Source organism: Geminocystis sp. GBBB08 (genome assembly GCF_016743215.1).
In the GTDB taxonomy this organism is placed as follows: Bacteria; Cyanobacteriota; Cyanobacteriia; order Cyanobacteriales; family Cyanobacteriaceae; genus Geminocystis.
This window is the reverse complement of sequence record NZ_VRZC01000108.1, coordinates 1-13,513: the sequence shown is the minus strand read 5'-3', so window position 1 is coordinate 13,513 and position 13,513 is coordinate 1. Positions and strand designations below refer to the sequence as shown.

Annotated in this window: 7 protein-coding genes and 1 pseudogene; 3 read left to right on the top strand and 5 right to left on the bottom strand. The window is 34.1% G+C overall.

Annotation, left to right across the window (positions count from 1 at the left end; genetic code table 11):
- The first annotated feature begins 147 nt into the window (after positions 1–147).
- Both hypB and hypF read left to right on the top strand, forming a co-directional pair.
- Positions 148–960 carry a hydrogenase nickel incorporation protein HypB gene (gene hypB / locus FWJ34_RS13295; protein ID WP_308255809.1) on the top strand — a complete coding sequence of 271 codons (813 nt, stop codon included), beginning with the start codon at positions 148–150 and terminating at the stop codon, positions 958–960.
- 318 nt (positions 961–1,278) lie between these two features.
- Positions 1,279–3,648, top strand: a pseudogene (hypF, locus tag FWJ34_RS13290) (carbamoyltransferase HypF).
- A gap of 295 nt (positions 3,649–3,943) precedes the next feature.
- Here hypF and hypE read toward each other — a convergent pair.
- Complete coding sequence (gene hypE, locus FWJ34_RS13285) at positions 3,944–4,993, bottom strand: hydrogenase expression/formation protein HypE (protein WP_308255808.1); 1,050 nt, start codon at positions 4,991–4,993, stop codon at positions 3,944–3,946.
- A 324-nt stretch (positions 4,994–5,317) separates the two neighbouring features.
- Here hypE and hypD point away from each other — a divergent pair, with 324 nt between their 5' ends.
- Entirely contained in the window at positions 5,318–6,412 is a 1,095-nt protein-coding gene (hypD, locus tag FWJ34_RS13280; RefSeq protein ID WP_308255810.1) for a hydrogenase formation protein HypD, read from the top strand.
- Between the two features lie 228 nt (positions 6,413–6,640).
- Here hypD and gltB read toward each other — a convergent pair whose 3' ends face one another.
- The 4 genes from gltB to FWJ34_RS13260 form a co-directional block, all read right to left on the bottom strand.
- Positions 6,641–11,383 (bottom strand): glutamate synthase large subunit, encoded by a 4,743-nt coding sequence (gene gltB / locus FWJ34_RS13275; protein ID WP_396231925.1) that lies wholly within the window; start codon positions 11,381–11,383, stop codon positions 6,641–6,643.
- 265 nt (positions 11,384–11,648) lie between these two features.
- On the bottom strand, positions 11,649–11,777 hold the full coding sequence (locus FWJ34_RS13270) for a hypothetical protein (protein ID WP_308255806.1): 129 nt from the start codon (positions 11,775–11,777) through the stop codon (positions 11,649–11,651).
- A gap of 216 nt (positions 11,778–11,993) precedes the next feature.
- Complete coding sequence (locus FWJ34_RS13265) at positions 11,994–12,134, bottom strand: hypothetical protein (RefSeq protein ID WP_308255805.1); 141 nt, start codon at positions 12,132–12,134, stop codon at positions 11,994–11,996.
- Positions 12,135–12,675: 541 nt separating this feature from the next.
- Positions 12,676–13,513: DNA (cytosine-5-)-methyltransferase (locus tag FWJ34_RS13260; protein ID WP_308255804.1), on the bottom strand; the 838-nt coding region annotated here is incomplete at its 5' end.

Sequence of the window (13,513 nt, the reverse complement as noted above, 5' to 3'; positions counted from 1 at the left end):
TTAAAGATAGGAAATAATTTTTTCCCTATTATTTAACAAAGGGTTTAAACCCCTTGCCTTTAAATTTGTAGTCCTTATTTTGCCACCAATCATTTAGGATTGCTATAATTAACTTCAACACTTATCCTCTTAATTAATCATAAAACTATGTGTCTAAAATGCGGTTGTAGCATTACTCCTCAAAAGATTTTAATTAATAATTATGACTCTCATCAACATCACCATCATGATCAGAATCACACTCATAATCATGATTCTAAAACTATCAATATTTATGAATCTATATTAGCAAAAAATGATCATTTAGCCTTTCATAATCGAGAGTTATTTCAGCAAAAAAACATATATGTATTTAATATATTGTCTTCTCCGGGTTCAGGAAAAACTACTTTTATCGAAAAAACATTAACTGATCTTAATTCTACCTACAAAAGTGCCGTCATAGTTGGTGATTTAGCCACAGATAATGACGCCCAAAGATTGAGAAGAAGTAAAGCGGAAGTTATCCAAATAACCACAGGAGATATTTGTCATTTAGAAGCAGAAATGATTAATAATTCCTTGCAAAAAATTGACTTAAATTCTTGCCAGTTGTTAATAATTGAAAATGTAGGTAATTTAGTTTGCCCAGCCTCTTATGATTTAGGCGAAAATGAAAGAATAGTTTTATTATCGGTAACAGAAGGAGAAGATAAACCATTAAAATATCCCACAATATTTAAAAGTGCTGATGTGGTAATTGTCAATAAAATAGATATTGCTAAAGCCGTAGAATTTAATCAACATTTAGTATTACAAAATATCAAAAAAATTGCTCCTCAAGCTAAAATTTTGATGGTGTCTTCTCGCAGTGGTGAAGGAATGAATAATTGGTATCGTTATATTGAAGAAAAATTACAAAAAAAAAGAGATAATAGATTAAAACTATTCCCATTTTTTGATGAAGAAAAGAGAGAATAAGAAAAAGACGAGGAGGAGAAGATTACTTTAATTATAAGTTAACAAAGTTATAAATAAACTTAGATGTTTCTATCGTTAGGAGATGATGAAAAAGTGTTTTGGTGAGAGTAGGGAATAGAAAATAGTTTTAATAGTTTAGCAAGAGGCTTAAGCCCTTTGTTAGAATCAGAGTATGTAATTGTAGAATACTTACCTATTTTTTGAGTAAAAATTGTCAAAAGCATTTTCTGTTAAATTATACCTAACCTTTGATTTTTACAGACTTCTGATTCCTAACAGCATACCCTAATTAGAAAAAAATAGATAAAGTCTAAAACGATGACTAAAAATTGTTATCAAATAATTATAAAAGGTATTGTACAAGGAATTGGTTTTCGTCCTTTTATTTATACTTTAGCTATAGCATTAGGTTTAAAAGGATGGGTAAAAAATTCTGGGGAAGGTGTTGTTATTGAAGTAGAATTAACCACTGTTGAATTAGATATTTTTATCACAAGAATCAAAGCTGAAAAACCCTTACAATCAGAAATTTATAATTTAGAAATTAAATCATCAAACTGGGTAGGTTATCAACAATTTACGATTAAAAATTCAGACACTATTGATAATAACAGAAAAACTGCTATTGTTTTACCTGATTTAAGCACTTGTCAGGAATGTTTAGGGGAAATTTTTGATAGTAAAAATCGTCGTTATCACTATCCTTTCACTAATTGTACAAATTGCGGTCCTCGTTATTCTATCATTAAAGATTTACCTTACGATCGCCCTTTTACTACCATGAGTAAATTTAGGATGTGTAGAGAATGTGAAGAAGAATACTATAATCCTAAAAATAGGCGTTTTCATGCACAACCAAATGCTTGTCAAAAATGTGGACCAACGTTAGAATTATGGAATAAAAAAGGTAATATTTTAGCTAGTTTTGAGGAAGCCATTAAAAAAAGTTGTGACTTAATTCAGGAAGGAAAAATTTTAGCAGTAAAAGGATTAGGAGGATTTCATTTAATAGCTGACTCTAGGAATAATGAGGCTATTAAAATTTTAAGGCAAAGAAAAAATCGCCCTCATAAACCATTAGCTGTAATGTATCCTAATTTCGAGAAAATTAAAGCTGATTGTTTCGTATCTGATATTGAAAAAGATATTTTATTATCTCCTGCTTCTCCCATCGTTTTATTGAGAAAAGTCAGTAAATTAAATAATCTAAATCAAGAAGAATCTTTAAAAAACAATCCAAAAATTGATAATAACTATATCTCAGAAGAAGTCGCACCTCATAATAATTATTTAGCAGTAATGTTACCTTATACTCCCTTGCACCATTTATTATTAAAAAAATTAAATTTTCCCATTATCGCCACCAGTGGAAATCAAAAAAATGAGCCTATTTGTATTGATGAAATAGAAGCCTTAGAAAGATTAAATTTTTTTACTGATTATTTTTTAATCCATAATCGCCCTATTTTTCGTGCCGTTGATGATTCCATTGTTAGGGTGATAGATAATCAAATAATGATATTAAGACGAGGAAGAGGTTACGCACCTTTACCGATAAAATTACCAGATTTTCCAGCAGAAAAACCCCAGAAAATTTTAGCATTAGGAGGACATCTAAAAAATACCATAGCCATTGGTTTTAATCAACAAATTTTTACCAGTCAACACATCGGCGATTTAGATAAACCTGAAACTATAAAAGCCTATAAAAATACTATTAATAATTTCAGTAAAATTTATGAATTTCAACCAGATTTAATAGTTTGTGACGCACATCCAGATTATTTTTCTAGCCAATATGCCGAAGAATTAAGTAAACAGAAAAAACCGCCAATTCCTATTATTCAAATACAACATCATTTAGCTCATATTTTTGCTACAATTGCAGAACATGATTTAGAATTACCCTTATTAGGTATTGCATGGGATGGCACTGGTTACGGATTGGATGATACTATTTGGGGGGGCGAATTTTTTTATATTAGTGACACAGAAATTAAAAGAATTGCCAGTTTTTTACCCTTTCCTTTAATGGGAGGAAATCAAGCAATTTTGCAACCGAAACGCATTGCTTTAGCTTTACTTAATCTTATTTATAAGAATTTTCAAAATATACCACAAAATTTATCCATAATTGACAGTTATTCATCTTCAGAATTAAAACTTTTTCAAACTATCCTAGACAAGAAAATTAACACTCCCTTAACCTCTAGTGTCGGGCGTTTATTTGATGGCGTAGCTTCTCTATTAAATATCATTGATAATATCACTTTTGAAGGACAAGCCGCTATGAGTTTAGAATTTTTAGTCAGTGATTTTCTTCCCGACAAAATCTATACTTTTCAGTGGCAATATCAAGAGAATATTTGCAATTATATCCATTGGCCATCGATAATTAAAGAAATAGTCAATGATTATTTAGGAAAAGAATCCTTAAGTTTAATTGCCACGAAATTTCATCTCACTCTAGTGGAAATAATTAAGCAAATTAGTCAAACTATTGACACTCAAAATATTGTCTTAAGTGGAGGTTGTTTTCAGAATAAATTTTGATTAGACAATACCATCAAAATGTTAAGACAGAATAATTTTAACCCCTATTGGTCACAAAAAATCCCCCTTAATGACGGTGGTTTATCCGTTGGGCAAATTTCCTTTACGCTAATGAAGAATCAAAATAAATTTTAGCAAGAGAATATCTGTAATTATACCCATTGGCGATCGATAATTCAAGAAATAAGCACTCGGCGCATTTAACTTCCCGTTTTTTGCTAACTCCTAACAAGGGGTTTAAACCCTTTGTCTTGACTCAAACCTTTATCTGTTGCTTTTTCCCTCTCCCTTCTTCCCTACCCTAAAGTGTCAACTTAGATGCTTTCCTAGCTTAGTCAATGATTATTGAGGAAAAGAATTTTTATCTCAATCTCAATTTTTTAGAATTAAACACCAATGTCTTGAAAGGAGAAAATAATCATGATAAATTTTAGCAAATACGGGGCAACTGTTCACCACTTAACATATTAACAACTCTTTTCCCACCAATTTTGCTATTCATAATCACTAAAGAATTAGTCGCTTTTTTTACACTACCAATAATATTAGCAGTAGAATTTTTTGCCCTTAAAATACTCAAACTTTTATCAATATCTTCCGCAGGAATAAACATAATAAATCTTCCTTCATTAGCAACATAAAGAGAATCAAAACCTAAAATTTCACAAGCACCTTTCACTTGCTCTTTAACAGCAATAGTATCTTCATTTATCGTTATTTCTAAACTAGCAGAAAATGCAATTTCATTCAATGCACTTGCTAATCCTCCTCTAGTTAAATCCCTTAAACAATTAATTTTAATTCCTACATTTATTAACTCTAAAATAGTTTCAGCTAAAGGTGCAGAATCACTTTTAATAGAAGTTTCAAACTCTAAATTTTCTCTTATTGCCATAATCGCAATGCCATGTTGCCCAATATCTCCACTTAAAATAATCACATCATCAGATTTTATTGACTGAAAATTAATGTCTAAATTATGATTAATAATACCGATCCCAGATGTATTAATAAAAATTTGATCTCCTTTACCTTTTTCAACGACTTTAGTATCACCAGTAACTATCTTTACTTGACTTATTTCTGAGGCTTTTTTTATAGATTGTATAACTTTCCATAACGTAGCAATTTCTAACCCTTCTTCGAGGATAAAACTTAAACTTAAATAAAGAGGAATCGCTCCTGACATTGCTAAGTCATTTACTGTGCCATATACAGCCATTGAACCAATATCACCTCCCGGGAAAAAGAGAGGATTTATTACATAAGAATCTGTTGTAAAAGCAATTTTTTTACTATGAAGATTAAGCACCGCAGAATCATGTTCAATATAATTTTTTTCTTGAAAAGTAGCCAAAAACATCTCATTAATTAATTCTCTCATTAACTTGCCACCGCTACCATGTCCTAATAAAATATGAGAATATTTATTAATAAATAAAGGGCAACTTAACTCAAAATTAGCATTATCTTTTATCATTTTTTTTGGTAATTTTATTATTAATTGTATGAGGCTAAACATTATCTAATTTTACTTATGTTAGTAGCAAATAATCAATAGATAATCTCTTTTATTTTCCGCCGAAGTAAGGCTTTTTTATTCTTGAATTTAAATTATATTTTTCTAATCTATTTTAATGAGTGTTTTTTGAGCTTTGAAATTTATTTTCAAGAGAGATAATTGTTTATAACCCTTAATCTTAATATTAATTATACCAGATAAAACTTATCTATTTTCTTAAATAATTAATGAATCTAACTCCAGAAAAATGTTAAAATTTAAAAAAAATTTGCTGAAAATATGATGAAATTTGTTGATGAATATAGAGACATAAATTTAGTCAAAAAATACACTCAAGCGATCGCCAATATTACTACTAAAAGATGGCAAATAATGGAAATTTGTGGGGGGCAAACCCATAGTATTGTTAAATACGGGATTGATCAACTATTACCCACTGAAATCACTTTAATTCATGGACCTGGATGTCCTGTTTGTGTAACAAATATAGAATTAATAGATCAAGCTATAAAAATTGCTTCTTTACCTAATACTATTTTATGCTCTTTTGGTGATATGTTAAGAGTACCCGGTAGTAAAAAAGATTTACTAAATATTAAAGCATTAGGAGCCGATATTCGCATTATTTATTCACCCTTAGATTGTCTAAAAATTGCTCAACAAAATCCTGAGAAAGAAATAGTGTTTTTTGCGGTAGGCTTTGAAACTACTGCCCCAAGTACAGCAATAACAATATATCAAGCACAAGAACAAAATATAACTAACTTTTCCGTATTAATTGCCCATATTTTAGTACCTCCTGCTATGGAAGCAATTTTATCATCAAATCAGTGTCAAGTACAAGGTTTTTTAGCAGCTGGTCATGTTTGTACTGTTATGGGTTATCATCAATATGAGTTAATTTCTTCTCAATATAAAGTACCTATTATAGTCACAGGATTTGAGCCAGTGGACATTTTACAAGGAATTTTTCTCTGTATTCAACAATTAGAAAAACAAGACTTTAAAGTCGAAAATCAATATAGCCGTGTTGTTCATAAAAAAGGCAATCAAAATGCTCAATTATTGATGAAAGAAGTTTTTGAAATTACCGATTATTTTTGGCGTGGCATCGCAAATATTCCTAATAGTGGCTTAAAAATTAAAGAAAAATATCAGCTATTTTCAGCAGAAAATAAATTTAACTTAGAATTAGTTAACACTCAAATTTTAGAAAGTGAAAACTGCATTAGTGGCAAAATTTTACAAGGGATGAAAAAACCGAATCAATGCCCGTCTTTCGGCACAAAATGCACTCCTGAACAACCTTTAGGTGCTCCTATGGTATCATCAGAAGGTGCTTGTGCGGCTTATTATAATTATCGTCTAAATCAGTGAAATTAAAGTTTAAGGAAAAAATCAATTAGGTCAAAAAAATTAATATTTATTGATAAAATTTAACTAATTTGTCTGATTCGCTCCCATAATTTATGTTAAGAATTGTTAACTATGGGGCGACCGCACCTTTCTCAAATTGCCACAGACAAATAATTACAAGCTATTTTCTTACATCGAACTCAGGTTTAATCCATCCCCACCATAATCTTCAACAAAAATCAAATTAAATTACACCGTTGTCAACTCTTTTTGAGCCTTAACTTCAGGGTTTTCTGCTTCCGAAGGAGGAACAACTTGCCAGAATTTAAGAACATAATTCGCCCAATTATCTAAGATTAATTGACCTTTTTTACTACCTGTTTTTGCCACATGATTGGTGATTAATTTTTTTAATTGTGCCTCACCTTCGGGGGTGCAAATACGCTGAATTTTGACGATTTCAGGGTTAACTTTTGCCTCAAAATTGCCCTCTTCATCGAGGAAATAGCCCAAGCCTCCTGTCATACCTGCGCCCACGTTACGCCCAACACTTCCTAAGACGGCAATTAAGCCTCCTGTCATATATTCGCAACAGTGATCTCCGGCACCCTCAATTACTGCTGTCGCTTTTGAGTTACGCACCCCAAATCGCTCTCCGGCTCGTCCATTGGCGTATAATTCACCCCCCGTTGCACCGTATAAGCAGGTATTGCCTAAAATTACGTTATCAGAAGCCTCAAAAGTGGACTCAGTGGGAGGTACAATGACGATCAAACCTCCATTCATGCCTTTACCAACGTAATCGTTTGCTTCCCCTTCGAGATGAATATTCATGCCTTGAATGTTGAAAGCACCGAAACTTTGTCCAGCATATCCTTTGAAATTGAGGTTTAATTGACCATTAAAGCCCAAATCTCCGTGTTTTTTGGCGATAACCCCAGCAATTCTCGCCCCTAGGGAACGATCAGTGTTAATAATCTTAATTTCTTTGGTAATATTACCATGAGATTCGATCACACCCATGATCTCAGCATCTGCTAAAATTTCATCATCTAAAACATGACCGTTAGTGTGGGTATCTCCATGTTTCAACCAGTCACGGTTCGTTTTCGTGTCAGGAAGATTGGTTAAACAGTCGAGAATCAAGGCTTTAGTTTTGGTGAGTTTCGCATCGTGACGATAGGTTAATAAGTCTGCACGTCCGATAATCTCATCTAAACTACGATAACCCAATTTAGCGAGAATCGATCGAACTTCTTCCGCTACAAAATAGAAGAAATTAACCACATCCCCCGGCACACCAGAGAAACGTTGACGTAAACGCTCTTGTTGAGTAGCAACACCCACAGGGCATTGATTGGTGTGGCAAACACGAGCCATAATACAACCTTCCGCAATCATGGCAATGCTACCGAAACCATATTCTTCAGCACCCATTAACGCCGCCATAACAATATCCCAACCCGTTTTTAAGCCACCATCAGCACGGAGCAAGACTCGATCGCGCAACTGGTTCTCTAATAAGGTACGATGTACTTCAGTTACTCCCAATTCCCAAGGGCAACCTGCGTGTTTAATCGAGCTTAAAGGTGATGCACCTGTACCACCATCATGACCAGAAATTTGAATTACATCCGCATTAGCTTTGGCTACACCGGCAGCGATCGTACCGATACCGATTTCCGCCACTAATTTAACGGATACTTTAGCAGAGGGGTTAATCTGATGTAAATCGTGGATTAATTGGGCTAAATCCTCAATGGAATTGATGTCATGGTGAGGAGGAGGAGAAATGAGGGTAACACCGGGCTTAGAACGGCGTAACATAGCGATATACTGACTCACTTTTTTACCGGGTAATTGTCCCCCCTCACCGGGTTTAGCCCCTTGTGCCATCTTGATTTCCAGTTGTTCACCACTCATTAAATACTCAGGAGTGACACCAAAACGACCAGAAGCAATCTGTTTGATAGCAGAAGTAGCACGATCACCTTTTTGTAACCCTTTGAGATGAGGGAATAAAGGACTTTTACCGTTTTCGTCCACTTCATTAATGATATTATAGCGGTTAGGATCTTCTCCACCTTCTCCAGAATTAGATTTACCGCCGATACGATTCATGGCTATAGCGAGGGTTTCGTGGGCTTCTTGGCTTAATGCACCTAAAGACATACCCCCAGTACAAAAGCGTTTGACAATGTCCTCTACAGGCTCGGCATCATTGATCGAGATAGAATTTTTATCAGACTTAAACTCCAATAAATCCCTTAAAGCAGTGGCAGGGCGCTCTTGTAAATAGTTGCGATACCATTCATAATGATCATAACCTTCTTGACTACCATAAGACGCAACGGCTTTATGTAAGGCTTTTGCCATTTCTGGGGAATTCATGTGATATTCGCCACCTTTTTTATAGTTGACATAGCCGTAATTTTCCAATTTTTTCGCCTGTAACTCAGGGAAGGCTTTTTGATGGAAGGAAATGATTTCGTTGGCAACTTCAGCAAGGTTTAAACCACTGACACGGCTAGTTGTGCCTTTGAAAGCCAATTCCATCACATCCCCACCTAAACCGATACATTCAAAAATCTGTGCACCGTGATAGGAAGCCAAAAGAGAAATACCCATTTTCGACAATATTTTGAGTAATCCGGCCTCAACCGACTTACGATAGTTATTTAAGGCCTCTTCTTCGGTGATATGATCGATTTTCTCATTTTCCATCAATTTCTGAGTTTTCTCGTCACGCCACCAAGCACTAACTGTTTGTAATGTGAGATAGGGGCAAACAGCGGAAGCACCAAAACCAATGAGACAAGCGTAATGATGGGTACTCCAACACTGAGCAGTATCAGTAATAAGGGATGTTTTTAGGCGTAAACCTTCTTTAATCAGATGTTGATGCACTGCACCTATTGCCAATAAGGGGGGAATATAAGAATATTCTTCACTAATTGCCCCATTGTGGTTCAGGCTTCCTGCTTCAATGTGGTTCAGGCTTCCTGCCTCAATGTGGTTCAGGCTTCCTGCTTCAATGTGGTTCAGGCTTCCTGCTTCAATGTGGTTCAGGCTTCCTGCCTGTGTGCGATCGCTTAAAATGATGATTTGATGCCCACCCTTAACTGCTTTAGTGGCTTCTTCGCATAATCTTTCTAAAGCTAATTTTAAACCATCTGGTCCATCACTAATAGCGAATAACGTAGATAATTCAACGGTAGCAAAGTCAGATTTTTTGATGAAATCCAAGTCAGATTCTGACAACACAGGAGAATCAATTACCAAAGTATGGGCGTTTTTTGGTTCGATATGTAATAAATTGCCTCTTTCTCCTAAGTGCATCTGTAACGACATTACCAAACTTTCCCGTAAAGGATCAATAGGAGGGTTGGTAACTTGGGCGAAACGTTGCTTAAAGTAGTCGTACAATAAACGAGGCTTATTGGATAAAACAGCTAAAGGAATATCATCACCCATGCAGAATGTAGGCTCTTTGCCATCCCGTGCCATAGCGGTAATGATCATTTCTACATCTTCGAGGGTATAACCGAAGGCGGTTTGTTGTTGCACTAAGTCAGTATCAGACAGGCTAGAGGGTGACAAGCTAGAAGCCTGTTTTACGTTAATGGGTTGTCTGTCAAGGTGTAGGCGATATTCTTTCAACCACTGCCCATAGGGTTTTTGAGAGGCGATTTCTTGTTTAATTTCCCAGTTTTTGAGGATCTTATTATGTTCTAAGTCCACCACAATCATCTGACCAGGGCCAAGTTTGCCTTTTTCGATGATTTCTGATTCGTCTAAGTCAACCACTCCCGTTTCTGAGCCTACTACCACATAGCCATCTTTTGTGATAGCATAACGAGCAGGGCGTAAACCATTGCGATCAAGACACGCACCAACAGTTTTACCCTCACTAAATGCCAATAATGCAGGGCCATCCCAAGGTTCTTTTAATCCGCTATGGTAGTGATAGAAGTCGAGAATCTCTGGATATTTTTCTAATTCTGGTTGATTTTCGTAGGCTTCAGGCACAAGAATCATCAAGGACTCGGGAATACTGCGTCCTGTGCGTAACAATAATTCACAAGAACTGTCAAGGTTGTAAGAGTCACTATTCGCCATGTTAACGATAGGTGTAACTCCCTCAAATTCTTCTTTAGTCCATCCAGGTAACTCTAAATTTGCCTCTCGTACCGTCATCCAGTTAATATTACCGATGAGGGTGTTAATTTCGCCATTATGTCCTAAAACGCGCATAGGTTGAGCAAAAGGCCATTTTGGCATAGTATTAGTACTAAAACGGCGATGATAAACGGCGAAACGGCTTTGATATTCAGGGTTTTGTAAATCTAAGTAAAATTGTTCTAATATTTCGCCACGCACTAAACCTTTATATACTAAGGTACGACAAGAAAAAGAACAGATATAAAAATCATCGGATAATTGTTTACCAACTCTTGAACGTGCTACATAAAGACGGCGATCAAGTTCATCTCCTTTATAATGAGTATCTCCAGAAGTGACGATAATTTGTTCAATGCGAGGTTGATTAGCTTTTGCTTGTTCTCCTAATACATCAGAATTTACAGGTACATTACGCCAACCGAGGGTTTTTAAACTTTCCACCGCAACCATTTCTTCTACATATTTGCGCCCTTGTTCTGCTTCTTTTTCATCTTGGGGTAAAAATACCATCCCCACGCCCCATTCTTCAAAAGGAGGCATTTCAATATTATTTTCGGCAAACCACTCCTTAAAAATTTCTAAGGGAATACCAGTCATAATACCCGAACCGTCTCCCGTTTCTCTGTCAGCACCACATCCGCCTCTGTGTTCCATACAGTGTAAAGCTTTGAGGGCTTGTTGTACCAATTTATGAGATTTACGGTTATCTTGATAGGCGATAAAACCGACACCACAAGCGTCTCTTTCTTCCACTAACCAAGGTTGTCCTTGAAAGGGAGTTAAATTATTATTTTCAATAAAATTTGTCATTATATCTTGACCTTGCATATTTAGATTCGTTATATTAATTCCTATCGGTTATCAAAACTTAGTTATTCCCGATACAAGACGTTCTCGTTTTCAATAACCGCTCCTAAAAACTTGGACAAACTTGAACACCATCAAAAAAGACTTCAAATCCATCATTTTTGCCTTAACCGAGCAGAATTATTAACGACTTGTGAGAAGGAATCTCCCCTTGTAATAGAAGTGTCTAAAGACTTGCTATCCCTCCTTGATCCCTCTTACTAATAAGTTACTTTGACAACTCCTCTGCCGTCATGCGAGAAGATTCTTGCTTCACCGAATGATGCCTTTCAAAAGTGAACTTTTTACTTGGTCTTACTTTTTCTCCACAAGCTGTAGCGATATGCCCTACCGCCAAATACCACAGACGTTTACTTGAAATTGGCTTGGTTTTTGCCTTTTATCGTCTGTTACCACATCGAAGGATGTTTTTTTTATTATAGCTCACTAATGCCCGTGCATAGCAGGGTTTTAGACCCACGATTTTTTGATAAAATAGTGCCTAAATTTATATCAATCCATTAATAATTATTAATACATTACATTATATTTGTTTTATCTGATTGGGTTTTTATTATAACAAAATCAACTCAGCAAATAAATTATTAATCTCTAAAACATTTTCAAGAACAGATTTTAACACATTAACCACCACACTATTACCAAATTGTTTATAAGCAATATTGTTACTATTACTAATATAGGAGTTACGCACTTTACAAATTATCAATAATGTGTAATAACAATATTTCGTTAATTAAATCAAATTGGCGTAAATAAATTAGCTATCAGTATTATTACTCAAAGTGAATTATACTATGGTGCTATTAACAAAACTGAGTTAAATAAAATAAAAAAAACACTGAACATCAATTCATATTTTACCTATTGACTTAAAAGTGTCGAATAAATTTATTCAACTAATGGATAAGATACTCCCTCAGTCATAAACTAAGTATTCCAGATGCTTTACCAGAAATCCAAATATTTGTATCTAATAAAAATTTCATTATTTAGTCTTATTCGCTCTAACTTCTTTTACTAAAGATACGATTTCTTCCATTGATAATTTCTCTTCAGCGTCTCCTAATTCATCTATTTTTTGCCATAAATTATTTAGGCTTTTTCTGGTTTTGCTAATTTTTAAATATACTGATATAATTCCGCTAATTTATCTTCGGGAATTTTATCAATTTCTGCTTTAATTAAATCTGCTATCGACATAAACCACCTAAAAGTAAAGTTGATATATTAAATTATAACAAAATCAACTCAGCAAATAAATTATTAATCTGCAAAATATTCTCAACGATCGACTTTAACACATTAACTACGACACTATTGCCGAAATGTTTATAAGCAATATTGTTACTATTACTAATAATAAAATCATCAGGAAACCCCATAATTCTAGCACATTCTCTTGGTGCTAATTTCCTAATTTTACCATTAATTAAATAAATACCAGTTTTCGCTCCAATACCCCCACCATAAGCAGATAAAGTGATAGCATGACCGTATTGATGATAAATTCTTTCACCTTGTCCACCTTTATTAATCGTACCAATTCTAATGGGTTTTTGAGGATAATTGCCTAAAATATCTTTAGTTATCCCCAAATTTTCCTTAATTTTTACATCACTTCTATTAATAATAAAATCCTTAGTTTCTGAATCATCTAAACAAAAATCTATTAAACTTGTTGCTTTACTATAACTATAAAGAAAAGTAAAATTTTTAACCTTTAAATCTTTTCTAAAACCTAAAATATAGATTCTTTCTCGCTTTTGAGGTACACCAAAGTTAGAAGCATTTAAGACTTGATAAAAAACATCATAACCAATCTCATCTAAAGTATTTTCAACAACTTTTAAGGTTTTTCCCTCATCATGCCTAGCAAAATTTTTCACATTTTCTAAAATCAATAATGACGGTTGATGATATTTAGCAATTCTAACAATATCAAAAAATAAAGTACCCCTAGTATCATTAAATCCTAATTGTTTACCAGAAATACTAAAGGCTTGGCAAGGAAAACCAGCACACAAAATATCATGACTAGAAATCTCATTTTCCGGAATTATTGTTATATCT

What these genes read in the sequence shown, in the direction of transcription:
- hypE (WP_308255808.1), bottom strand. Translation starts at nt 4,993, where the DNA reads ATGATAAAAGATAATGCTAATTTTGAGTTAAGTTGCCCTTTATTTATT.
- hypB (WP_308255809.1), top strand. Translation starts at nt 148, where the DNA reads ATGTGTCTAAAATGCGGTTGTAGCATTACTCCTCAAAAGATTTTAATT.
- gltB (WP_396231925.1), bottom strand. Translation starts at nt 11,383, where the DNA reads ATGACAAATTTTATTGAAAATAATAATTTAACTCCCTTTCAAGGACAA.
- hypD (WP_308255810.1), top strand. Translation starts at nt 5,318, where the DNA reads ATGAAATTTGTTGATGAATATAGAGACATAAATTTAGTCAAAAAATAC.